Source organism: Sphingobium lactosutens (assembly GCF_013393185.1).
In the GTDB taxonomy this organism is placed as follows: Bacteria; Pseudomonadota; Alphaproteobacteria; order Sphingomonadales; family Sphingomonadaceae; genus Sphingobium; species Sphingobium lactosutens_A.
In genome coordinates, this window is sequence record NZ_QJQX01000057.1 from 101107 (window position 1) to 124367 (window position 23261).

General features: G+C 64.9%; 27 protein-coding genes and 1 pseudogene. 18 read left to right on the forward strand and 10 right to left on the reverse strand.

Annotated features, from left to right (window positions below):
• Window positions 1–47 precede the first annotated feature (47 nt).
• Window positions 48–467 (forward strand): response regulator, encoded by a 420-nt coding sequence (locus tag DM806_RS16695; RefSeq protein ID WP_179044311.1) that lies wholly within the window; start codon window positions 48–50, stop codon window positions 465–467.
• Here DM806_RS16695 and DM806_RS16700 read toward each other — a convergent pair.
• From DM806_RS16700 to dnaN, 3 genes are all read right to left on the reverse strand, one after another.
• Window positions 464–1402: a homocysteine S-methyltransferase family protein gene (locus DM806_RS16700; RefSeq protein WP_179044312.1), complete on the reverse strand. Its 939-nt coding sequence runs from the start codon at window positions 1400–1402 to the stop codon at window positions 464–466. The genes DM806_RS16695 and DM806_RS16700 overlap by 4 nt on opposite strands.
• Before the next feature lie 91 nt (window positions 1403–1493).
• Entirely contained in the window at window positions 1494–4112 is a 2619-nt protein-coding gene (locus tag DM806_RS16705) for an EAL domain-containing protein (protein ID WP_179044313.1), read from the reverse strand.
• Window positions 4113–4206: 94 nt separating this feature from the next.
• Window positions 4207–5331 carry a DNA polymerase III subunit beta gene (gene dnaN, locus DM806_RS16710; RefSeq protein WP_179044314.1) on the reverse strand — a complete coding sequence of 375 codons (1125 nt, stop codon included), beginning with the start codon at window positions 5329–5331 and terminating at the stop codon, window positions 4207–4209.
• 169 nt (window positions 5332–5500) lie between these two features.
• Here dnaN and DM806_RS16715 point away from each other — a divergent pair, with 169 nt between their 5' ends.
• From DM806_RS16715 to DM806_RS16725, 3 genes are all read left to right on the forward strand, one after another.
• Window positions 5501–6001 carry a hypothetical protein gene (locus DM806_RS16715; RefSeq protein WP_179044315.1) on the forward strand — a complete coding sequence of 167 codons (501 nt, stop codon included), beginning with the start codon at window positions 5501–5503 and terminating at the stop codon, window positions 5999–6001.
• 167 nt (window positions 6002–6168) lie between these two features.
• A complete protein-coding gene (gene rlmN, locus DM806_RS16720) occupies window positions 6169–7428 on the forward strand; it encodes a 23S rRNA (adenine(2503)-C(2))-methyltransferase RlmN (protein ID WP_179044316.1) in 1260 nt (419 codons plus the stop codon).
• 95 nt (window positions 7429–7523) lie between these two features.
• A complete protein-coding gene (locus tag DM806_RS16725) occupies window positions 7524–7946 on the forward strand; it encodes a hypothetical protein (RefSeq protein WP_179044317.1) in 423 nt (140 codons plus the stop codon).
• A 56-nt stretch (window positions 7947–8002) separates the two neighbouring features.
• On the opposite strand, the gene DM806_RS16730 is transcribed toward DM806_RS16725, so the two are convergent.
• The gene (locus DM806_RS16730; protein WP_179044318.1) at window positions 8003–8515 is read right to left on the reverse strand and encodes a porin family protein; all 513 of its coding nucleotides are present in this window, start codon (window positions 8513–8515) and stop codon (window positions 8003–8005) included.
• A 314-nt stretch (window positions 8516–8829) separates the two neighbouring features.
• On the opposite strand from DM806_RS16730, the gene DM806_RS16735 reads away from it, so the two are divergent.
• The 7 genes from DM806_RS16735 to DM806_RS16765 all read left to right on the forward strand — a co-directional run bounded on the left by DM806_RS16735 (window position 8830) and on the right by DM806_RS16765 (window position 13713).
• Entirely contained in the window at window positions 8830–9561 is a 732-nt protein-coding gene (locus DM806_RS16735) for a cytochrome b/b6 domain-containing protein (RefSeq protein WP_179044319.1), read from the forward strand.
• Entirely contained in the window at window positions 9558–10304 is a 747-nt protein-coding gene (locus tag DM806_RS16740; RefSeq protein WP_179044320.1) for a molybdopterin-dependent oxidoreductase, read from the forward strand. The genes DM806_RS16735 and DM806_RS16740 overlap by 4 nt, the downstream gene beginning before the upstream one ends.
• A gap of 31 nt (window positions 10305–10335) precedes the next feature.
• Window positions 10336–11577, forward strand: coding sequence for an SAM-dependent methyltransferase (locus tag DM806_RS16745; RefSeq protein ID WP_179044321.1), 1242 nt, complete (start codon window positions 10336–10338; stop codon window positions 11575–11577).
• 104 nt (window positions 11578–11681) lie between these two features.
• Entirely contained in the window at window positions 11682–11999 is a 318-nt protein-coding gene (locus DM806_RS16750; RefSeq protein ID WP_179044322.1) for a hypothetical protein, read from the forward strand.
• Window positions 12000–12112: 113 nt separating this feature from the next.
• Window positions 12113–12535, forward strand: coding sequence for a DUF350 domain-containing protein (locus DM806_RS16755; protein WP_179044323.1), 423 nt, complete (start codon window positions 12113–12115; stop codon window positions 12533–12535).
• Between the two features lie 3 nt (window positions 12536–12538).
• Window positions 12539–13384, forward strand: coding sequence for a S1 family peptidase (locus DM806_RS16760; protein ID WP_179044324.1), 846 nt, complete (start codon window positions 12539–12541; stop codon window positions 13382–13384).
• Between the two features lie 53 nt (window positions 13385–13437).
• Window positions 13438–13713 carry a DUF3297 family protein gene (locus tag DM806_RS16765; RefSeq protein WP_179044325.1) on the forward strand — a complete coding sequence of 92 codons (276 nt, stop codon included), beginning with the start codon at window positions 13438–13440 and terminating at the stop codon, window positions 13711–13713.
• 83 nt (window positions 13714–13796) lie between these two features.
• On the opposite strand, the gene DM806_RS16770 is transcribed toward DM806_RS16765, so the two are convergent.
• From DM806_RS16770 to DM806_RS16785, 4 genes are all read right to left on the reverse strand, one after another.
• On the reverse strand, window positions 13797–14525 hold the full coding sequence (locus DM806_RS16770; RefSeq protein ID WP_179044326.1) for a CHAP domain-containing protein: 729 nt from the start codon (window positions 14523–14525) through the stop codon (window positions 13797–13799).
• A 77-nt stretch (window positions 14526–14602) separates the two neighbouring features.
• Complete coding sequence (locus DM806_RS16775; RefSeq protein ID WP_179044327.1) at window positions 14603–15133, reverse strand: CHAP domain-containing protein; 531 nt, start codon at window positions 15131–15133, stop codon at window positions 14603–14605.
• 105 nt (window positions 15134–15238) lie between these two features.
• A complete protein-coding gene (gene recF / locus DM806_RS16780) occupies window positions 15239–16309 on the reverse strand; it encodes a DNA replication/repair protein RecF (protein ID WP_179044328.1) in 1071 nt (356 codons plus the stop codon).
• 51 nt (window positions 16310–16360) lie between these two features.
• A complete protein-coding gene (locus tag DM806_RS16785) occupies window positions 16361–16858 on the reverse strand; it encodes a hypothetical protein (protein WP_179044329.1) in 498 nt (165 codons plus the stop codon).
• A gap of 112 nt (window positions 16859–16970) precedes the next feature.
• On the opposite strand from DM806_RS16785, the gene DM806_RS16790 reads away from it, so the two are divergent.
• Both DM806_RS16790 and DM806_RS16795 read left to right on the forward strand, forming a co-directional pair.
• Entirely contained in the window at window positions 16971–17357 is a 387-nt protein-coding gene (locus DM806_RS16790; RefSeq protein ID WP_179044330.1) for a VOC family protein, read from the forward strand.
• A gap of 31 nt (window positions 17358–17388) precedes the next feature.
• Window positions 17389–17922: a peroxiredoxin gene (locus DM806_RS16795; RefSeq protein WP_179044331.1), complete on the forward strand. Its 534-nt coding sequence runs from the start codon at window positions 17389–17391 to the stop codon at window positions 17920–17922.
• A gap of 55 nt (window positions 17923–17977) precedes the next feature.
• Here the strand turns inward: DM806_RS16795 and DM806_RS16800 are convergent, their stop codons facing one another.
• Window positions 17978–18892 (reverse strand): dienelactone hydrolase family protein, encoded by a 915-nt coding sequence (locus tag DM806_RS16800; protein WP_179044332.1) that lies wholly within the window; start codon window positions 18890–18892, stop codon window positions 17978–17980.
• 283 nt (window positions 18893–19175) lie between these two features.
• Between DM806_RS16800 and DM806_RS16805 the strand changes: the two genes are divergently transcribed.
• The 3 genes and pseudogenes from DM806_RS16805 to DM806_RS27325 all read left to right on the forward strand — a co-directional run.
• Window positions 19176–19700: a DUF192 domain-containing protein gene (locus DM806_RS16805; RefSeq protein ID WP_179044333.1), complete on the forward strand. Its 525-nt coding sequence runs from the start codon at window positions 19176–19178 to the stop codon at window positions 19698–19700.
• Between the two features lie 50 nt (window positions 19701–19750).
• A complete protein-coding gene (locus DM806_RS16810; RefSeq protein WP_179044334.1) occupies window positions 19751–20149 on the forward strand; it encodes an NADH:ubiquinone oxidoreductase subunit NDUFA12 in 399 nt (132 codons plus the stop codon).
• A 179-nt stretch (window positions 20150–20328) separates the two neighbouring features.
• Window positions 20329–20565 (forward strand): annotated as a pseudogene (locus DM806_RS27325) (DUF2155 domain-containing protein); the annotation flags it as partial.
• Between the two features lie 35 nt (window positions 20566–20600).
• Here DM806_RS27325 and aat read toward each other — a convergent pair.
• Window positions 20601–21353, reverse strand: coding sequence for a leucyl/phenylalanyl-tRNA--protein transferase (gene aat / locus DM806_RS16820; protein WP_179044335.1), 753 nt, complete (start codon window positions 21351–21353; stop codon window positions 20601–20603).
• An 88-nt stretch (window positions 21354–21441) separates the two neighbouring features.
• On the opposite strand from aat, the gene DM806_RS16825 reads away from it, so the two are divergent.
• Together DM806_RS16825 and DM806_RS16830 are read left to right on the forward strand one after the other, a co-directional pair.
• Complete coding sequence (locus tag DM806_RS16825; protein ID WP_179044336.1) at window positions 21442–21801, forward strand: hypothetical protein; 360 nt, start codon at window positions 21442–21444, stop codon at window positions 21799–21801.
• A gap of 91 nt (window positions 21802–21892) precedes the next feature.
• A complete protein-coding gene (locus tag DM806_RS16830) occupies window positions 21893–23167 on the forward strand; it encodes a dipeptidase (protein WP_179044337.1) in 1275 nt (424 codons plus the stop codon).
• Window positions 23168–23261: the final 94 nt, after the last annotated feature.

Here is a 23261-nt window from a genome sequence, read left to right on the forward strand (position 1 = left end):
ATTCCCCAGCCGTTATGATCGCATGTAACGAGTTGGGGAGACTGGGCATGAAACCCGTGAGGCTTGTGGTCGTCGATGATTCGCTGACCATCCGCGCGATGATCGAGACGCTGCTGGAGAAGGACCGCCGCGTCGAGGTGGTCGGCATCGCCCGCAATGGCGAAGAGGCGATCGAGATGATCCGGCTGGAAAAGCCCGATGTCGTGACGCTCGACATCGCCATGCCGGGCCGCGATGGCATGGCGGTGCTGGACGAGATCATGGACATGGACCCCTGCCCCGTCATCATGCTGTCCAGCCTGATGCGCGAGGGCGCGCCGATCGTCGCCGAAGCGATGGATCGGGGCGCGGCCGCCTGTTTCAACAAGGCGATGATCGTGCGGGAGGCGAAGCGCTTCATGACCCTGATCCGCACCGTCGGGCGCGGCTTGACCATGGTCGAGGAGCCAGTGGCGATCGCGGCCTAACTCTCCGATAGGCAGGCCTCGGCAAGGGCGGTGACATGGCTGATGTCGGTGCCGCAACAGCCGCCCCAGATGGTCAAATGCGGGAAACGGGCGCGCAGCTCACGGTGCAGGGCCGCGAATTCGGCGACGTCGCCCTTGTCCAGCTGCGTCATGGCATCCAGTTCGGCATGGCTGCACCGCGACGCATTGGCGCGCACGCCGCGGATGCGCTCGGTCCATTCGGCCTTCGCCTCCAGCACCGGCGCAAAATGGGTCGGATGGGCGCAATTCACCATATAATAGGCTGGATAGGCATAGGTCGCGGCATCGACCGCGTCGATCGCCGCTGACAGCCTGTCCCCGGTGGGCAGCCGCCCGTCCGTTTCCACAGTGAAGCTGACGGCGATATCGGCGCCCAGTTGCTGCGCCGCCTGCGCCAGCCCGACAGCTTCGGGAATATTGGTCATGGTGATGGCGCTCAGCATGTCGGCCCCGGCCTCATGCAATTGCCGCGCCTGTTGCAGATGATAGGCGCAGGCTGCCTCCGCCGACATGATCCGCCCCGGCTGATAGCCGTCGCCCCTTGGCCCGATGCAGCCGCTGACGATGATGTCGGCGATGTGCGCGCGATAATCCTCCCGCAATCGCACCAGCATCGACACGGCATGATCGTTCAGCCGCGCCAGTTCCGCGTCGTCCATCTCCAGCGGCTCGGCCCAGTCCGGGCTGGCGCGCCAGGTCGCGCTTTCAAGGATGATTCCCGTCTCCATCCGCCGGGCGAGATCGAGGAATCCGCGAAAATATTCGTCCAGCGCCTGCCGCCCCTCCTCGCTCTGGAGCAGGGTGATGGACGCGAAACAGGGCAGGTCCAGCCCCCGGTTGAAGAGCATGTCGGTCTCAAGCCCGGCATCGGTCAGGAAGGGGCGATCCAGTTGCGGCAGCCGCGAAACAGGCATGGGCGCTCTCCTTGAAAGCCCCTGACATGATCCGGGTCATATATAATGATGGCAGGCCGACCGCCAGCGGCAACCGCAGCGGTCCGTCGCGTCAGGACGCCATCGACCGGGGCTGGGGCTGGCGCAGGTCGGCTACGTCGATCACCCCGGCGAACTCGACGCCCATCCGGTCGTCCTTGGACCAGCGCGCCGTGGCCTTCACCCTGATCTGCTCGTTCAGCTCGATCGCGAAGACGGTGCCCGCCGGCACGTTCCACAATCCCTCGACCAGGGCGCCGGTGGCGGAAATATTGCGCACGCGCCCGGTATAGACATGACCGTCATGATGGATCGCCACCGTGCGCAGCATCGTCTTGCGCTCCGGCCGGCTCGATTGAAAGCCGTTGGGTGCCGCTGCAGTGCTTCCGCCGCGATGGGTGATGAGCACCGAGTCGGCGGGCATCGGCTTGCCGTAGATATAGCCCTGGACATGGCTGCATCCCAGTTGGCGGATCAGGTCCAGCTCATCCTGCGTCTCCGCCCCTTCCGCCGTGGTGTCCATGCCCAGCGCCTCGGCCAGGCTGACGATCGCCTTGATGATCGCGCTGTTGCGATTGCCCCTGATCGCGGCCCCGCGCACGAAGCTCTGGTCGATCTTGATCTTGTCGAACGGCGCTTTCTTCAGATAGCCGAGCGAGCTGTAGCCGGTGCCGAAATCGTCGAGCGCCAGCCGCACGCCCAGCGCCTTCAGCCGCGCGAACATGGCGTCGGTGCCGGCATCGTCGTTCAGGAACACGCTTTCGGTGATCTCCAGTTCCAGCCGCTCGGAAGCAAGTTGCGCCGCGGCCAGCGCATTCATCACCGTGGAGGGAAAGCCCGGATTGGCGAATTGGGTCGGAGAGACGTTGACCGCGACGCGGATGCCGCCCGGCCATTGCGCCGCGTCGCGGCAAGCAGTCCGCAGCACCCATTCGCCGATCGGTCCGATCAAGCCGCTATCCTCTGCGATCGGCACGAACAGCGCCGGCGAGATGGCGCCCCGGGTCGGATGGTTCCAGCGCAGCAGCGCCTCGTATCCGGTAATCTGCTCGGTCCTGGACGACACTACCGGCTGATAGACGAGATGCAGCCCGTCGGCGGCCAGCGCGTGACGCAGATCCTCCTCCAGCCTGCGCCGATCCTCCGCATCGGCATGCATGTCCGACGAATAGAAGCGATGCACGCCACGGCCATTGCCCTTGGCCGCATAAAGGGCGAGGTCCGCGTTGCGGATCAGCGCATCGGCGGTGATGCCATCCTGCGGGCAGGAGGAAATGCCGATCGACACCCCGATCACCACCGCCGTGCCTTCGATCGAATAGGGTTGCGAGATGCTGGTGATGATCATCTGCGCCAGATGGGCGAGCGCCGCCGGGTCCTGACGGCCGGGCAGCAGGATCTTGAACTCGTCGCCGCCCTGGCGCCCGACCAGCCCCTTGTCGCCCATCACCCGTTGCAGCCGCTGGCTGACCTGCCGCAGCAGCGCATCACCCGCCGGATGGCCCAATGTATCGTTGACGCTCTTGAACCGGTCGAGGTCCAGCATCATCAGCGTGCAATCGCCCGGCCGCCCCTGGCGCTCGGCCACGGCCTGTTCCAGCGAACGCAGCATCTGGATACGGTTGGCAAGGCCCGTGAGCGAATCGAACTGGGCCAGCCGCGTCACTTCCGCCTGACTGCGGCGCATTTCCGTGAGGTCGGTGCCCGATCCCCGGAAACCGTGAAACTGGTCATATTCGTTGAATACCGGCTGGCCGGAAATGGACCACCAGCGCTCTTCCTTCGACTGGGCGGCGCACACCGCAATGTCGGAAAAGCCGGTGCGGGCGGACAGGTGGAAGCCCAGCGTCCGCTCGCCATCGCCCTGCCGCTTGTCGCCATGGCGGATGATCTCGGTGATCGGGCGACCGATCAGACCGCCCATCGACACATCCAGCGTCTGCACCAGTGCATTCGAAATATAGGTGAGGCAACCTTGGCGATCGGTTTCCCAGAACCAGCCGCGCCCGGTCCGCTCATGTTCCTGCAACAGCCGGTCGGACCGCTGCGCGCGAAGATCCTGGCGATGCCGTTCGATCGCGCGTTCGCGATCCGCCGTCGCCTGTCGCACCGCAGCGATCGCCATCACGAAGACGCAGCTCGCCATCAGCCCGACCTGCGTCATCCCCGCCCTGTCCACCACCGACACCAGCAGCGCGCCCAGGAAATAGACGATCCCCAGCAAGCGCCGGTCGCCGAACACGCACACGGCCAGCAACGCCACCGCCAGTTCGGGCACCGCCGCCAGGAAAATGGCGTCCGAGGCGGCGTTCGGCTCGCTGTTCAGCCACAGGCTGTAGGTCAGGCCCGACAGGAACACCATCGGCAGCATCAGCCAGTTCTGGACATGCGGCATCAACTGCTGGAACGGCTTCTGACGCGGCAGGATCATCAATGTGCCATCGACCAGCAGCATAATCGCCAGCACGGCCGCCTGCTGGACATCGCCAGACCGGTAGAAAGGCAGTCTCAGCAAGGCGAGCACGCAGATCTTGGCGAGCAGGATCAGCGGCCACAAGCGGGCGATGGAGATGAAAGCCCCGGAAATCCAGGACGCTGCGACTTCCGTGCCGCTCCGCGCCAGTCCCAGCGCCATCATCAGGGTGATGGGGCTGGCCGGGCTGTCAGAACGGGAAGCACGTACGAAGGACATGCATCCTTCATAGGCGACCAGTCATTGACAGAGAATTACTTCACCGCCGCCAATATTGGGCGGCGGTGGACTTTATATCGGCCAAATAATCGATTCAGACGCGCATCGGCATCAGCACGTACAGTGCTGGGCTGGAATCGCTTTCGCGAATCAGCGTCGGCGCGGCGGCATCGGCCAGATGCAGCTCGACCAGGTCGGTGTTGATCTGGCCAAGAATGTCGAGCAGATAGCGGGCGTTGAAGCCGATATCGAAGCCCTCGCCCTGGAACGCGCCGGGCACCTCCTCGGCCGCCGTGCCATTTTCCGGGCTGGTCACGGACAGGGTGATGCGGTCCTTGTCCAGGCTCATCTTGACCGCGCGGGTCTTTTCGGTGGCGATGGTCGCGACGCGGTCCACACCTTCCTCGAAGCTGCGCGGATCGATCTTCAGCAGCTTGTCATTCGCGGTCGGGATGACCCGGCTGTAATCGGGGAAGGTGCCGTCGATCAGCTTGCTGGTCAGGATAGCACTGCCGAGGCCGAAACGGATCTTGCTCGCCGACAGGCTGATCTGCACCGAACCCTCGACCTCGTCGAGCAGCTTGCGCAGTTCGCCGATGCACTTGCGGGGTATGATGATGCCCGGCATGCCGTCGGCGCCGTCGGGACGCGGCACGGTGACGCGGGCAAGGCGGTGGCCGTCGGTCGCGGCGGCCTTGAGGACCGGCTGGCCCCCGGAACTGGCATCTTCCGAGACGTGGAAATAGATGCCGTTCAGATAATAGCGCGTCTCTTCGGTCGAGATGGCGAAACGGGTCTTGTCGATGATCTGCTTGAGCGTTTCGGCCGGCAGTTCGAACACGGTCGGCAGGTCGCCCTCCGCGATCACCGGGAAATCGTCACGCGGCAGGGTCGACAGGTTGAAGCGGGCGCGGCCGGCCTGGATCAGCATCTTGCCCTCGGCCGCATGCAGCGACACCTGGCTGCCTTCGGGCAGCTTGCGGGCGATGTCGAACAGGGTGTGCGCGGAAATGGTGGTCGATCCCGCCTGCTCCACCTGAGCCGACACGCTTTCCACCACTTGCAGGTCGAGGTCGGTCGCCATCAGCTTGATCGCGCCATCGGCCGACGCTTCGATCAGCACGTTGGACAGGATCGGAATCGTATTGCGCCGCTCGACCACCGACTGGACGTGGCTCAGGCTCTTCAGGAGCGTTGCGCGTTCGATGGTGGCCTTCATGTCCCTGTTCTGTCCGTTCTTTTAAGCCGTTAGCCAAGGATTCGGTCGAATCCCGGCGACAATGATGGATGCTTCTTCATAACCGCTGTTGCGGTCCCTGCAAGGGTCGCCTTCACGCTTTCGCATCAGCGCGCTTGCAAAAGCGAATGGCTTGGGCTTTGCCGGGGAAATGCGCCGCGCCCTCCTTCTTCCGACCTTGATCCTGCTGGCGTCGATGCCTGCCCTGGCGCGCGATTCCTTGGGCATTTTCGAGAATTGGGGCGCCTTTCGTGACCCTGGCGGCAGTCAGAACGGGCCGCGCTGCTATGCGATCGCTGAGCCGGTGGTGCGGCGCGGACAGGCTCGCAAGGGCTTCGCCTCGGTCGGCAACTGGCCGCGCCAGCGCGTGCGCGGGCAATTGCATGTCCGCCTCAGTCGCGCCCGCTCCGCGCAGGCGCCGGTGACATTGAGCGTCGGCGAACGGCGCTTCACCCTGGTCGCGGGGCAAGTCGACGCCTGGGCGCCCGACGCCCGCAACGATGCACAGATCATCGCCGCGATGCGATCCGCCAGCAGCATGAGCGTGCAGACGGTCGGCGCGGACGGACGCGCCTTTGCCGACAGTTACGCGCTTCGCGGGGCCGCGACAGCGATCGATGCAGCGGCGCTGGGGTGCGCGAAACTGCGCTGATATGAAAATGCGCGGAGAAGCGCATTTTGCCGCACCAGCCCGCACCTCCACCCGACCACCCACAGTGTATCGTGATTGGGAGGTCGGGTGGGGATGCGGACTGGCGCCGTTCTTTCAAGAATCAACGCGTCTTTAAAATTCCGGCGAAATCGACTATGTGCGCGGCCATGCAGACAGCCGCCAGCCCGCTCATGCCGATTCCCGGCGCTATCGATCCTGTGCCCGTGCCCCGCGCGGTGACGCCCCGCGAGGATGGGCGCGTCGACCTGATGGGCCTGTCGCGCCCGCAGATCAAGGGCGCGCTGGAGGAAGCGGGGCTGGACGTGAAGGCCGCCAAGCTGCGCTCCAAGCAGCTGTTCCACTGGCTCTATCATCGCGGCGTCACCGACTTCGAGGCGATGACCGATCTCGCCAAGCCGATGCGCGGCTGGATGGCCGAACGCTTCGTCGTCGGCCGCCCGCAGGTGGTGGAGGCGCAGGTGTCGTCCGACGGCACCCGCAAATGGCTGCTCCGCTCCGACGACGGGCAGGATTATGAAATGGTCTTCATCCCCGATGCGGACCGCGGCACGCTCTGCGTGTCCAGCCAGGTCGGCTGCACGCTCAATTGCAGCTTCTGCCATACCGGCACGATGCGGCTGGTGCGCAACCTGACGCCGGGCGAGATCGTCGGCCAGGTCATGCTGGCGCGCGACGCGCTGGGCGAATGGCCTAAGGGCAGCATGGCGTCGGCCAATGACGACGAGTCGGACGAGGCGTCGCAATATACGCCGGACGGCCGGATGCTGACCAACATCGTGATGATGGGCATGGGCGAGCCGCTCTATAATTTCGACCACGTGCGCGACGCGCTGAAAGTGGTGATGGACGGCGACGGCCTGGCCCTGTCCAAGCGCCGCATCACATTGTCGACCAGCGGCGTCATCCCGATGATGGCGCGCGCGGGCGAGGAAATCGGCGTCAATCTCGCCGTCTCGCTCCATGCCGTGACCAAGGAAGTGCGTGACGAACTGGTGCCGATCAACAAGAAGTTCGGCATCGAGGAACTGCTTCAGGCCTGTGCCGACTATCCGAGCGCCAACAATGCCCGCCGCATCACATTCGAATATGTGATGATCAAGGACAAGAATGACAGCGACGAGGATGCGCGCGAACTGGTCCGCCTGCTGCGCCATTACAAGCTGCCGGCCAAGGTCAATCTGATCCCGTTCAACCCCTGGCCGGGCACCGACTATGAATGTTCGACGCCGGAGCGGATCAGGCGCTTTTCCGACATCGTGTTCGAAGGCGGCATCAGCGCGCCCGTGCGCACCCCGCGCGGCCGCGACATCATGGCGGCGTGCGGCCAGCTCAAGTCCGCCAGCGAGAAGAAGAGCAAGGCCGAACTCAAGCGCCTGGCCGAAGAAAAGCAAGCCGCGCTCGGATGATCCGGGGCTGACAGGCTGCGCCCATGGGTGCGACACGAAACCCCGCCCGAAACGGCGGGGTTTTCTTTTTGGGGGCAGATATGGGGGAAGAGATGATGACCGACGACGATATCGACAGGCTGGCCACGGGCTTTCTGGCCTGCGCCCTGCCCAAGGAACGCTGGACGCATGAGGCGCATTTCGCGACCGCGCTCTGGCTGATGCTGAAACGCCCCGACATCCGGCCCGAACGCGACATGCCGAACATGATCCGCCGCTACAATGAAAGCGTCGGCGGCATGAACAGCGACACGAGCGGCTATCATGAAACGATCACCCAGGCATCGCTGCACATGGCGCGCCGCCTGATTGCCGGGCTGCCCGATGGCGTGAGACCCGCAGCCGCCCTCGCCGCGCTGATGGCCTCGCCGCTGGGCGATAAGGACTGGCCCTTCACCTATTGGTCGCGCGAGCGGCTGATGTCGGTGGAGGCGCGGCGCGACTGGGTGGCGCCCGACCTCATGCCATTGCCCGAATAAAAAAAAGGGCGGCCCGTAAGGACCGCCCTTCTCCTGCTTTGATCTTCTGAGAGGGATCAGAAGCGGAAGCCGACGCCAACCAGGCCGGCGTCACGGCCGCCGATGTTGGCTTCATATTCGCTGCGCTGATATTCAGCCGAGATGTAGGTGTTCGGGGTCACGGCATATTCCAGACCGCCGCCGTAGCGCACGCCTTCGAACGACGCGCCGGCGCCGCTGACGTCGATGCGGGTGTTGGCATAGCCGACCTTGCCGAACGCCAGGATCTGCGGCGTCAGGGTGTAGCCGAGGCGGACCGAAGCGGCCAGGTCACGGCTGACTTCCGCACCGGCGCCAGCGCTGGTGGTGCTGTCGCTGAACGACACTTCCGGACCGAAGGTCACTCCGGGGGTGACGGCGAGGTCGTAGCCGGCGGTCACGCCATAGGTGAAGCCGTCACGGCCGTCGAACTTGTCGTAGCCCGCCGTCACGCCCGCGCGCGGCCCGGTGAAGGGCGCAGCGTCCTGAGCGAAAGCAGGAGCGGAGAAAGCAGCGGCAGCAGCAATAGCTGCGAAAATCACAGTCTTCATAAAGTCCTCGATATTATTCTTGTCGCCGTGACTTAGGTATTCATCCGGCGTTCAGGTTCGATGCCAAGCAATCATGAACTTATTCTCACGATTCCTCCTGCTTCTTTTCTCTCCATTATCAGAGAGAGAAGAGCGCGATCTGCATCTTGATCGTGCAGGGGCCATCTAGGATCGCCAGATTGAGTTGCAAAGGGGTTCAGCCTTTATTTCAATCAATTTCGCCCCTTGTGTTGCAAAACGGTTACAGCCCGCCCTGCATGCCCTTGACAAAAGGCGACTCTGGACGGGGACCGAAAATCCGATAGGATCGCGTCATGGACAGCCCGGTCGACAACGCCAATGCGATCGTCAGGCGGCACCGCCTGTCCACCCGGCTATGGCACTGGCTGAACGCGCTGCTGCTCTACACCTTGTTCACCAGCGGTCTCGGCATCTTCAACGCCCATCCCCGCCTTTACTGGGGGCAATATGGCGCCAATTTCGACCATGCCTGGCTGGAACTGGACCGCTTTCCCGGCTGGCTCACCCTGCCCGGCCATTACAGCCTGGCGCTGTCACGCCACTGGCATCTGGCCGCCGCGCCCGTCTTCGCCTTCGCCTTGCTCTTCTACATGCTCTGGAGCCTTACCAACCGGCACATCGCCCGCGACCTCGCCTTCCGTCGCGATGAACTGGCGCCCCGCCATGTCTGGCAGGATATCCGGAACCATGCCCGGCTCCGTTTCCCGACGGGCGAGGCCGCGCTGCATTATAATGTGCTCCAGAAGGCCAGCTATATCGGCGTGATCTTCGTGGCGCTGCCGCTCATCATCCTGACCGGCCTCACCATGTCACCGGGCATGAACGCGGCCTCGCCCTGGCTGGTCGATCTGTTCGGCGGACGGCAGTCGGCGCGGTCGATTCACTTCCTCACCGCCTTCGCGCTGGTCGCCTTCTTCCTCGTCCATATCCTCATGGTGCTGCTCGCCGGGCCGGTGAACGAATTGCGGTCGATGATTACCGGCCGCTATCGCCTGCCCAAGCCCCGGTCGCGAGCGGTCCCATGATCCTCACCCGCCGCACGCTCCTCCTCGGCGCGACCGCCTCGCTTGCGGGATGTGACCGGCTTGCCCGCAATGAATCCTTTCGCGAGGCGCTCTTCTCCGCCGAGAATTTCCACAAATGGGCGCAGCGCAGCCTGATGGCGCGCGACGCGCTCGCGCATGAATTTCGGCCGGACCAGATTTCTCCCTTCTTCCGCGCCAACGGCACCGCCAATCCCAATACGCCCGATTATAAGATGATCTGGCGCAGCGGCTTCGCCGACTGGCGGCTTCGTGTCGACGGACTCGTCGCGCGGAGATTGTCTATTTCGCTGCCGCAGTTACGCAGCCTGCCCCATCGCGAGCAGATCACCCGCCATGACTGCGTCGAAGGCTGGAGCGCGATCGGCAAATGGCGCGGCGTGCCCCTGAAGACCATCCTCGACGGCGCGGGCCTGCGCGACCGGGCGCGCCATCTCGTCTTTCACTGCGCCGACATGATGGGGAGCGGCCAGCCCTATTATGAGAGTATCGATCTCACCGACGCCTTCCACCCCCAGACCATCCTCGCCTTCGCGCTCAACGACCGCCCCCTTTCCGTCGCCAATGGCGCCCCGCTGCGGCTGCGGGTCGAACGGCAACTGGGCTATAAACAGGCCAAATATCTGATGCGGATCGAGGCGGTGGAAAGTCTTTCCAGCGTCGGCAGAGGCAAGGGCGGATATTGGGAAGACCATGCCGGCTACGACTGGTATGCGGGCATTTGACGCCTGCGAAACGACATGACAAGGTGGCTGCATGAAACTGTTTGAACGTGTTCTCAAGCGGTTGGTCACGCGTGGCCAGCTCACCGTCCATTATCATAACGGAGGCAGCTTCACCGTCGGACAGCCCGATCCGGCCTTCCCCAACCTGGCGCTCCGCTTCAAGGACGGGCGCGTTCCGCTCGACATCATCAAGGATCCGCGCCTTGGCATGGCAGAAGCCTGGATCGACGGCCGCGTCGGCATCGAAGGCGGCGGCATCATGGAATTCGTATCCATGATCCGCGCCAACAATCCGTGGGAGCAGGGCCGCTCCATCGACGCCAAATCCTTCGTCAGCCGCAGCTTCAAGTCCGCCCGCCAGAAATTCTGGCGCCTCAATCACAAGAGCCGGTCCAAGGCGAACGTCGCTCATCATTACGACCTGTCGGGGGCGCTCTACGCCCTCTTCCTCGACCGCGACCGCCAATATAGCTGCGCCTATTTCCCCGATGCGGACAATGAGACCGGCATCAGCCTGGAACAGTCGCAGGAGGACAAGAAGGCGCATATCGCCGCCAAGCTGCATCTGAAGCCCGGCATGAAGGTGCTGGACATCGGCTGCGGCTGGGGCGGCATGGCGCTCTATCTGCATCGCACCTGCGGCGTCGACGTGACCGGCATCACCTTGTCGGAAGAGCAGCTCAAGGTCGCACGCCAGCGCGCCGAGGAAGCGGGCGTCGCCGACCATGTCCGGTTCGAGCTGATCGACTATCGCGACATGCAGGGACCGTTCGACCGGATCGTGTCGGTCGGCATGTTCGAACATGTCGGCACCGCCCATTTCCGCACCTTCTACAACAAGTGCCGCGACCTGCTGTCTCCCGACGGCGTGATGCTGATCCATACGATCGGCCGCGTCGATGGCCCCGGCATCACCGACGCCTTCACCCAGAAATATATCTTCCCCGGCGGCTATATCCCCGCCTTGTCGGAGATGATCCAGGGCAGCGAAGGCACCCGCCTGATGGTGACGGACGTGGAGGTGCTGCGCATCCATTACGGCCTCACCATCCGCGAATGGTACAAGCGGACCATGGCGCACAAGGCGGACATCGTCGCTTTGTATGACGAGCGTTTCTTCCGCCTCTGGACCTTCTATCTCGCCGGTGCGGCGACCGTGTTCGAACATGGCGGCATGGTGAATTATCAGGTCCAATATGTCCGCGACCGCCGCTCCCTGCCCATTACCCGCGACTATATGCAGGAAGCGGAAGCCGCGCTGCGGGGGCGTTGAAATCGCATTAACCGTCGCTGACAGCCACGTTCCCGACCGGTTCAGTCAGCCGCGCGCATTCTCCTCCTCATACCCCCGACGGGGTCTTAGGAGGAGAAAGCGACATGAAATTTTTCTGGAAAGGCGTGGCGGCACTGACGCTGGCCGTGGCCGGACTCGGCGCGGCGACGGCTCCCGCACAGGCTCATGACGATCGCTATGGCTGGCGCGGCGACCGGGACGGTCGGTGGGATGGCCGAGGCGACCGACGCTGGGATGATCGTCGCCGCTGGGACGACCGGCGTCACTGGCGCGGCGACCGTCGCGACTGGCGCGGCCATCGCGGTTACGATCGCCGCTACGCTTATCGCCAGCGTTGCTGGAACGAATGGCGCTACGACCATTATCGCGATCGCCGCGTGCGGGTTCGCATCTGCCGCTGACGCGCATGGCGCGTCGCATATCGAGCGGAGTCGAGCAGCCGGCTCATGGCATGTCTCGACTTCGCTCGACATGACCGATTGAACCCTTAGGCCGCTTCCGGCATTTTCCCGGCATGACCGATCCCATGCCCGTGATCCAGAGCCTCTTGTCCGGCCTCCCCATCCTGCTGCTGCACCTTGGCAGCGCCACTCTGGTCTGGCTGGCGGCGCTCGCCATCTATCTGTGGATAACTCCGCATGACGAATTTGCGCTGATCCGCGCGGGCAATGAGGCCGCAGCCATTTCGTTGGGCGGTGCGGCAATCGGCCTTGCCGTGCCGCTGGGCTTCTGCCTCGCCGGGTCGGTCAATGTCTGGGACGTTGTCATCTGGGGCAGCGTCACTTTGGTCCTGCAACTCATCGCTTTCCGTGTGGTCGACTTCCTGCTGGGCGGATTGTCCGCCCGGATCGAGGCCAATGAACGGTCGGCGGCCATCTTCCTCGCCATGATGAAGGCCGCAATCGCCTGCCTTACCGCCGCCGCGGTGGCGGGCTGAGCAATGGTACAAATCGGAGCGCGCAGGAGAGGATGCGGCTGCCTGCCCTTTGCGCTGGCCGGCCTCCTGCTGATCGCCTGGCTGGGACAGGATATCGCGCCGCCACTGAAGGTCGAACAATATGACCCGCGCTCGCCGCGCCGTCCCCTGCCCCAATGGGGTGACGAGCATTTCGTGATCGAAGACCGGCCCGGCGGGCCAGCCGATTCCATGGGCACCGCCTTCGCCGTCGACCGCGACGGCGCCTGGCTGACCGCCGAACATGTCACCCATGGCTGCACCCGCGTGGGCCTTGAGGACGGCCGCTTCGCCCGACCCGTCTCGCGCATAGTCGAAAGCCGGGAGGCGGATGCGGCGCTGGTTCGCGACGGACTGCTCAGCCCCGACGCCCTGCCCCTCTCCAACCGAGTGCCACAACCGGGCACGCCCGGCTATCATATGGGCTTCCCCGCCGGCCAGCCGACCCTGGTGGTATCCGAACTGATTGGCTCCGCCAGTGCGCGGCGCGGCGACAGCGACCTCGCCCAGCCGGTGCTGGCATGGGCGGAAAGAGCACGCATCCCCGAAGGCGACGGCACCCTTTCGGGCATCAGCGGCGGCCCGGTCTTTGCCGAGGACGGCCATGTCGTCGGCGTCAACAGCGCCTCGACCGATCGGCGCGGCCGCATCCTCACCACCGCGCCCGACGCCGTTACCCGCCTGACCGTCGCCAGCCGTGCCGTGGATGAGCGGCCGGTCGCCTATCCCTTCGTCAGTCTTGCCGATGTGGAAGGCCGCTTCGCCGCCTGGCTCGACCAAGGCGTCATCCGCCGCATCTTCTGCGACGTCGACGAACGGCGCGGCAGTTGACGAAATATGGGCCGAGGCGCTAGGCGCAGCCCAACTTTCCAAGGAATTTGACCATGAGTGACACGCCTCCCGACCATCTGTCCACCAACCCGAAAAGCCCCCATTTCGACATGGAGGCACTTCAGCGCGGCATTGGCATCCGTTTCAAGGGGCGCGAGCGCAAGGACGTCGAGGAATATAATATTTCCGAAGGCTGGATCCGCGTCGCCGCCGGCAAGACCCGCGACCGCAACGGCAATCCGCTGACGATCAAGCTGAACGGCGAAGTCGAAGCCTGGTTCGAAAACCCGGCTGAGGGCGAAGGCGAAAAGGCCGCCGACGCCGAATAAGCGACACAAAAAAGGGCGCCGATCCGGGCGCCCTTTTTTATTGCGAGTTTTCCAGGCCAGCCGCCGAGCGGCGTCGAACATGCTCAGTTCAGCATCGTGTCGCGCTTCACGTCGGCGATGATCGCGCTCAGCGTCCGGTCTGCGGGCGCATTGTCAGCAAATTCGATCACGTCCATGTCGGTTTCCAGCCGCGGCACCGCCTTGCGCGCGACCTTCACAAGCAGCGCGCGCTCCGCTGCCGGCTCGCGCATGTAGAGTGCTGCGCGCCGGACTGCCGGTTGCTCGTCCCAACCATCCGTAGCCACCTTGGCAAAGCGCACGCTCGCGCCCAGCGAGGGGTCGGGGTTAAAGTCATGCAGCTTGGCCTTGGCCGGATAGATAAAGCCATAGGTCGGGTTGATCCGCGCGCCCATCTGGCCGGTCGGGCTGTGCCAGACACGCACCTGGCTCCAGTCGCCCGCGTCAGACACGTCGATCGCCAGCACATCTTCCTCGATCGCGCCGGGCGCCGACCAGTTGGCATGCCGGATCAGCACGCGCCGGTCGTCCACTATCCGGCTGACCACCGCGACATGGCCCAGCGTCATCGGGCCATTGGGACGGAACGCCAGCACCGCGCCCTTCTTCGGCCGGTGCCCGCGCTTATACTGCCCCTCGGCCTGGTCCCACCAGGTCAGCGCATCACCGCGTATCTCCACGCCCGACACGGTGCGGGCATAGGGTACGCATTGCAGCACGGCCGCGCCAAAGGCGGGCACAGCCATCAGCCCGGACAGCAGCAATGCCGCCGCCCAGCTCGTCTTTCGAATCATTTGCGATCCCGAAACGTCAAGAATCGCCCCACCGGGGACGATCCTAGAGCCGGGTTGATTGGGAAAAGGTTAAAGGCTCAGAAAGCAGCGCGGAGGCCAGCGCCACCGGCATTGTCGGCCGAGGCGACACGAACCGGCTGGTCCGAAATCTTCGGCGCATCGGCGTAGATGAAGCCGTTAGCCGGATTGGAGCGCAGGCCCAGGCCACTGATCGGACCGTACCAGACGCGCACGTCGGTCCAGTCATTGTTGGGCGACACATCGACGGCGCGCACGTCGCGCTCGACGCCGCCGCGATAGGACCAGTTGGCATGGGTCAGCAGCACTTCGCGACCGCTGACGACCTTGCTCACCATGGCGACGTGGCCGACGGGCATGGAACGGCTGGACGAGAAGGACAGGACGGCGCCGACGCGCGGTTCATGACCACGGTCATAACGGCCTTCGGCCTGACCCCACCAGGTGTTCGCATTGCCGTGGATGTCGATACCCGAAACCTGACGGGCGAAGGGTGCGCACTGCAACACGCCGGCCGTGGCGGGAAGGGCGATCAGGGTCGAGAGCGCAAGAACAGATGCCGCGAAAACCGCGCGAAACTTGACGAACATCCGATTGCGACCCCGACTTTTTAAGAACTTAACCCCGTTGAGGCTCTTAGGGCAGAGCGCGGACGAACGGACAAGCGTCGGGCGACGAATCGTTTTATCGATGCGTTATGCTGCGGAACGAAAGACGTGACCGGCCGTTACCGTCAGCCGAGTAGCTGACGACAAGTCGCTGAAAAGGCTCGATTCAGTCCCCGTCATCCACACCTGCCCGCCGGTTGCGGCCAAACGTTCGAACAACGCGGCTCGTCGCGACGGGTCGAGATGCGCCGCCACTTCGTCGAGCAGCAGGACGGGCGGCTGTCCCCGGTCGGCGGCGACCAGCGCGGCATGAGCGAGCAGGATCGACAGCAGCAGCGCCTTCTGCTCCCCGGTCGAACAGAAAGCCGCCGCCTGTCCCTTGGCGACATGGGTGACAGCCAGGTCGTGGCGATGCGGACCCGACAGAGTGCGGCCAGCTGCCGCATCGCGCCGCCGCTCGCGCGCCAGTCGAGGGGCGAGAGGTTCCTCGCTCCCCTCCTCACTCTCGATCGCAATTAGCGGCCGGGCGAAGGGTTCGTCGGGCTGGTCGGCCAGCACATGGTTGAGCCGCGCCACCAGATCGGCCCGCGCACCGGCCAGCGCCGCGCCATGCTCGTCCATCTGCGCCTCAAGCGCGGTCAGCCAAACCGGATCAGCGCGGCGCAGGTCGGCCAGCAGCCGATTACGCGCCCTCATCGCCGCATCATAGCGCGCACTGTGCGCGGCATGGCCCGGATGCAGCGCCAGCGTCAGCCGATCAAGGAAGCGCCGCCGCCCGCCCGGACTGTCGAGGAACAGCCGGTCCATCGCCGGGGTCAGCCAGACGATCGAGAGATGGTCGGCCAGCGCGTTCGCCGACGAGGCGACGCCGCCGATCCGCACCTGCCGACGGTCCGGGCTGGCGGGCGCGACACCGGTGCCCAGCACCACCCCGTCCACTTCCCCCGCAATGCCGAAGCCGCCCGCCCCATCCTGCCGCGCCATGGCGCTCAGTGGCACGCCGCGCAGGCCGCGCCCCGGCGCCAGCATCGACACGGCTTCCAATATGTTGGTCTTGCCCGCGCCATTGTCGCCGGTCAGCAGAATGAAGGCGTGATCGGGCAGGATCAGCGCATCCGCATGATTGCGGAAATCGCTCAGGGTCAGGCGGCCGATCATCGCGCGGCTTTAGCGGGGACTGGGCGCGGGGGGAAGCGTTCCCTTGGCCGATCAGCAGCGTTTGCGGACCACCGCCGTCCCGTCATTGCTGATGGTCATCGTCCTGCCGTCCGCCGAAGGCCGTATCTGGAGCGTCCGGGTCCAGCTTTGCCCCTCGCCGGTAAAGGCCGCGTTGACGATGATCAGGCCGTCGTCGCGCGTCCGCACCGCCTTCACCGTGCCGACGCTTTCATGGAAGACCAGTTGGTCCGGCGCGATGGAAAGTTCCAGATCGGCGGCGCGATCGCCGCAACGTTCGTCCATTCCGGTCCACCGCCCTTGCAGCCCAACCGGGATCAGCCCGTCGGGCGCAGCCGGAGGCGGCGGCGTATCGATCGACGGGGGCGGCTCGATCGGCGTGATCATGTTGGCCGGCGTCGGCCCGTCGCGCACCTCGGGTATCGTCTGGTCGACGATATTGGAGACGACGCCCGGCTGCTCCTGCTGCCCATCCTTCTGGTTGCAGGCAGTGATCAACAGCAGCGGCAGGAGCGGAACGATCTTTCGCATCGGGCGAAAACAATCCGGCCCACTCCCCGGTTCCCACCGCATGACTCGGACCCGCCGCCATGTTAGGCAGTGCGACGATATCCGGGCCAAATAACCAAGGAGAGTCGATGCCATGCCGGTGCTGGGAGTGGGTGGCCTGTTCTTCCGTTCGCGCGACCCCGAGGCGCTGGCCGCCTGGTATCGCAAGCATCTGAATGTCGGCGGCGGCTGCATCGCCGATCCGAAGGCGGAGGCGAATGAATGGGTGTGGCAGACGCTGGGCGGCCCGATGGTCTTCGCCCCGTTCAAGGCAGACAGCGACTATTTTGCCGCCGACAAGCAATATATGATCAATTTTCGTGTATCGGACCTCGACGCGCTGCTGGCGGACTTGCGCGCGGCGGACGTTGAGATCATCACCAAGCCCGAATGGGACGATCCGCAAGTCGGCCGTTTTGCCCGCATTCACGATCCGGAGGGCAATGCGATCGAATTGTGGGAACAGCCCACGCCTTCCTGACTTTTGGCCGCCTGAATATTGGAGCATCCTGATGAAGCGCTTCCCCCTCTTCCTAGCCGTCGCTGCCGCCACGCTGATGCCGGCCGCCGCCATGGCCGCGCTCGCGGTCGGCGCCAAGGCGCCCGACTTCACCACGCGCGGCGCGCAGGCGGGCAAGACCTTCACCCTGACCCTCTCGCACCAGCTGAAGCGCGGGCCGGTGGTGCTGTATTTCTTCCCCAAGGCCTTCACGCCGGGCTGCTCGGCCGAAGCGCGCGAGTTCGCGGAGAATATCGACAAGTTCAAGGCGGCGGGCGCGACCGTCATCGGCATGTCGGCCGATCCGGTGGACGATCTGGTCGCCTTCTCGACCAAGGAATGCGCGGGCAAGTTCGCCGTCGCCTCAGCCGGACCGGGTATCGTGTCGGGCTATGACGTGGCGCTCAAGATGCGGCCGGGGATGACCGACCGCACCTCCTATGTCATCGCGCCGTCGGGCCGCATCGCCTTCGTCCACAGCGAGATGAGCTATGCCGGCCATGTGAAGAGCACGCTGGCCGCCGTCGAGGCGATGAAGGGGAAGTAATCACTGACCGCCGTTCGCTTCGGGCTGTTCGCCCGAAGCGAACGGGGCCGAAACCTTACCCCTTTACATATTTGCCGAACCAGCCGAGCGTCGCGTCCCAAGCCGCCTTGGCCGCCGCCTCATTATAGCTGGGGCGGTAATCGGCCATGAAGCCGTGGTCCGCCCCCTTGTGCACGGTGATGGCGTCGGGCGGCGACTTGCCCGCCCTGGCGAGCGCGGCGTGCATCGCCTCCACGTCGGTCTGGGGGATGCCCTTGTCCAGCTCGCCATATTGGCCGAGCACCGGCGCTTTCAGCTTGGCCACTTCCTCGATCGCGCTCAGCGTTTGCAGCGCGGTCTTGTCCGTCACCAGCCGGCCATAATAGGCCACGCCCGCATCCAGATCGCCGCTATGCGCGGCATAGAGCCAGACGATCCGCCCGCCCCAGCAGAAGCCGGTGATGCCGCGCCGCTTCGCGTCCCCGCCATGGCTCCCCGCCCAGCCATAGGTCGTGTCGATGTCCGCCAGAACCTGGGCATCGGGCGCCTTCGACACGATCGTGCCCACCAGTTGCTTGAAGTCGGCGACCTTGGTCGCGTCACCATGACGCGCGAACAGGTCGGGCGCGATCGCATAATAGCCCGCCCTGGCGAAACGGCGGCAGATGTCGCGGATCCATTCATGCACGCCGAAAATCTCGTGCACGACAACGATGACCGGCGCGCTCTTCCTGCCTGCCGGTCGGGCAACGAAGGCGGGCATGGCGAAACCGTCGCTCGTGGGGATAGAGACGCTCTCCTCCGTCAGCCCCTCCCCCGATGTCTGCACCGCGCTGCTGGCGACCGGACGACAGGCCGCCGCGAACCCGGCGGCAAAGGCGCCGCCGGTCAGCACATGGCGGCGCTGAAGCCCGGTGCTGCCGATCCAGTTGCGATCCTCGGGAAATCGCCCGGACGCAGGGCGCTCATCATCGCTTCCGTCGCTGGTCATCGGCACGCTCCTCTACCCATGGCTGAAGCGCCGCAGAGTAGCGCAAGGGCAGGGAAACGAAAGGGAGGACGTGCGCGGAGATGCGCTTCCTGCGACACTGTAAAGCGAGGAACAGCCTGTTCAGGCATCGACATGGCACGCCACCGCCGACGGTGCCGACCGTGGCGCGGCAGGGCCGCGTTCTGCAAGGCGTGACCTTTTTTCCTTAGGGTTCGGCGCTTCTCCTTTGGCGACAGAGCCAGTCCCTCTCCCCATATGACGCGAATCGCATTAGGCAGGCGTCATGATCCGCATCGCTCCCCTCCTCGCCCTCGGCCTTCTTTCCGCCTGTTCCAGCCAGCAGGCCGCCACCGGCAATGATGCGCAGGCGCAGACCACGGCCCCGCTCCCGGTCGTCATCCGCACCGCCAACGCCGTGCACCGCTTCGACGTGGAGGTAGCCCGCACGCCGCAGGAGCAGGAAAAGGGGCTGATGTTCCGCAAGGAACTGGCGGCGGATGGCGGGATGCTTTTCCCGATGGACCCGCCGCGCACGGCGAGTTTCTGGATGAAGGACACCCTGATTCCGCTCGACATGCTGTTCGTCCATACCGACGGGTCCATCGCCTTCATCAAGGAGAATGCGCAGCCCTATTCCCGCGTCCCGGTGTCAGCGGGCGTACCAGTCGCCGCCGTGCTGGAACTGCGCGGCGGGCGGGCAGCGGAACTGGGAATCGCGGAAGGCGACCGGCTGGCCTGGGGCGGCTGCGCCGTCCCCAGGGAAAAGATCGCGACCGACCTGAATTTCTGCCCGTCCCCCGCCAACTGACGCCATATCCTCCTTGCCCACGCCCGCCGCAGCGGCTAAGCGCTTGCCCCATGGGAATCCTGGCTAACATCTTCACCTGGTGGAATGGCGCCACCTTCGGCACCTGGCTCTTCACGACCCGCAAGGGCACCAAGGTGGGTGAAGACCATCAGGGCAATGTCTATTATGAAGGCGGCACCGACCCCAATGGCCTGACGCGCCGCTGGGTGATCTACAACGGCGCCAATGACGCGAGCCGCGTGCCGGCCGAATGGCATGGCTGGCTGCATCACTCGATCGAGGGCGCGCCCGAAAGCTTCCTGCCGCCGCCGCGCATCTGGGAAAAGGAATTCACCCCCAACGCCACCGGCACCGCCAGTGCCTATCGTCCGTCGGGCGCGCTCGAAAAGGGCGGCCAGCGCCAGAAGGCGACCGGCGACTATGAGGCATGGAGCCCCGACGCGGCATGACCCGGCGTCCGGCGGGGGATTTCCCGCCGATCCTGCATGTGCTTCCCGTCCTGTCCTGCGCGCTGGCGCTGGCGGCATGCGGCAAGAATGACCTGCCGGCCGCGAACCAGTCCGGCCCGGTCAAGGTCGAGGGCAGCCCGATCCGGGCGGCTGCCAACGGCGCCATTCAGGGCACGCCGATGGCCGAGCGCACCGCCGTCATCGGCCTGCTCAACAAGCGCAACGGCCTGACCCGCGATCTGACCATAAAGCCGGGCGAAGCGTTGCGCGTCGGCGATGCGATCGTCCGCCTCCAGGCCTGCGAAACCAGCGCACCCTGGGAAAATGTCCAGGAAACCGGCGCGTTCGTGCAACTCGACGTTCGGTCCACCGCAGACAATAAGTGGCGCCGCGCCTTTTCCGGCTGGCTGTTTCGCGAACGGCCCGACCGCAATGTCGTGCAACACCCGGTCTATGACGTCTGGGTCAGAAGCTGCGCGATGGAATGGCCTGAAACCGGTCCCGATACGGTGAAGCTGAGCAGCAAGGGCGAGCCGGTGTCCGGCGCGTCGCCCGCGAGCGGCGCGAACGCCAGTTCGGCGGCGACGCCCGAGCCGGCCGACAGTGGTGAGGCTCCCGCGCCCAGCGCCACGTCGCCGACCGCTGCCCCCAACAACTGAAGATAGTCGCGCTGGCTGATCTCGATCGCGCCCATGCTGCGCAGATGATCGGTCATGAACTGGCAATCGAGCAGGGTGAAGCCGCCGAAGCGCATCCGTGCGACCAGCCAGGCCAGCGCCACCTTTGAAGCATCGGTGCGGCGCGACACCATCGACTCGCCGAAAAACGCCTTGCCGAGCGCCACGCCATAGAGGCCGCCGACCAGTTCATCCCCCTCCCACACTTCGACCGAATGGGCGAAGCCCCGCGCATGCAGGTCGCGATAGGCGCGCTCAATCTCATGATTGATCCAGGTCGAGGGGCGATCGGGCGCCGATTCCGCGCAGAGCGCCAATATCTGCGCGAAGGCGCGATTGGCGGTGACACGGAAGCGCTCGCGCCGGATCAGCTTGGCCAGCGAATGGGACAGGTGAAAGCCGTCCAGCGGCAGGACGGCGCGATATTTGGGTTCGACCCAATAGACTTCGCGCGCGTCGCGATCGTCGGACATGGGGAAGACGCCAATGGAATAAGCCTGCAACAGGATCAGCGGGTCGATCATCATGCACCATCAGGATTAGCAGACCCATACAGAAGGGCCAGCCCCCGCAATCGCTTTTGACGACAGATCTGCGGTCATTAGGATAGTCCCTATGCGTTATCTGCTTCTTGCCCTGATTGCCGCCGGGGTCGCCGTCCCTGCCCTTGCCTTGTCCAATGCGCGGACCGACCATAGCGGCCATTATTATCTGCAAGGCGTGATGGAGACGGGATCGGAACTGCTGCTCCGCCGCGATGGCCGCTTCCAATGGTATCTCTCCTACGGCGCGCTCGACCTGTTCGCCGAGGGGCGCTGGAGCGAGAAGGACGGCATCGTCCTGCTCACCGCCGAAAAGACGAAGGATGTCCCCGAACCGGGCTTTAAGACGCTGCAGCTCACCGTCCGCGATGCCGACCTGATCCCGCCCGACGGCCATGGCGCCTATGTGCTTCCACCGTCCAAGGAAGATTGACATGGATCGTTACGCATTTGTTTTTGTTTACCGCGATTTCCGAGCCGTCAGATGTTCCATCTGACTTGAAATCGCTTTAGCTTCATCGCCCATGAAAAACATATGCTTGGCGCTGCTGCCGCTTCTTTTCGCCGCCCCGTCCGCCTATGCCGCCGACGCCCCCGCCACTGGTCCCTATGCCGGCCGGATCGCGAAGATATTGAAAGCGACGCCACTGATCGACGGCCATAATGACTGGCCCGAAGCGCTGGCGGAAAAGGCGAAGGACGCCCGCTGGACGATGGACCTGACCCATCTTGATCCCAAGCAATATCATACCGACATCACCCGCCTCCAGGCTGGCGGCGTGGGTGGGCAATTCTGGTCGGTCTGGGTGTCGGCGGACCTCCCGCAGGTGCAGCAGGTCAAGGACACGCTCGACCAGATCGGCATGGTCCACAGCCTCGCCGCGCGCTATCCGCAGCATTTCCAGCTCGCCCGCACCGCCGCCGACATGCGCGCCGCGCACAAGGCCGGCCGGATCGGGTCGCTGATCGGCGTCGAGGGCGGTGGCCAGATCGACGGCAGCATGGCCGTGCTGCGCGCCTATCGGGAATTGGGCGCTTCCTATCTGACGCTGACCCACAGCCGCACGATCGCATGGGCCGACAGCGCGACCGACAATCCGCAGCATGACGGCCTCACTCCCTTTGGCGAAGCCGTGGTGCATGAACTCAACCGGATCGGCATGTTGGTCGACCTCAGCCATGTGAGCGAGGCGACGATGCTCGACGCGCTGCGCGTGACCAAGGCGCCGGTCATCTTCTCCCACTCCAACGCCCGCGCGCTCTGCAACACGTCGCGCAACGTGTCTGATGCGGTGCTCAAGCAGGTTGCGGCCAATGGCGGCGTGGTGATGGTCAATTTCGCCGCCCAATATGTGTCCGAGGCGCGCCGCGTCTGGGGATCGGACCGCAGCGCCGAAATCACCCGCAACAACGCTCCGCCCTTCGGCGGCCTGCATATCGGCGATCCGGCCGGCGCGGCCAAGGCGCTGGCCGACTGGGAAAAGACGAATCCCGAACCGGTCACGACAATCGGCCAGGTCGCCGACCATGTAGAGCATATCGTCAAGGTCGCCGGCATCGACCATGTGGGCATCGGCAGCGACTTCGACGGCGTGGGCGCCCTGCCCCAGGGTCTGAGCGGGGTCGAAACCTATCCCGCCCTGCTCGCCGAACTGATGCGCCGCGGCTGGAGCGACGCCAACATCGCCAAGCTGGCGGGCGAGAATGTCCTGCGCGTCATGGCAACGGCGGAAAAGGTTGCAGCGAGCATGAAGGGTGAACCGGAAGGCCATGCGGTGGTGGCTGCTGCCGGGAGCTAGGCGGCGCGGGCAGGTCTGGCTTGTGGCATCGCGCAAATGGTGCGGTAGGAAGCGACCATTTATGGCCGTTTCATGAGGATGGGCTATTTCCACA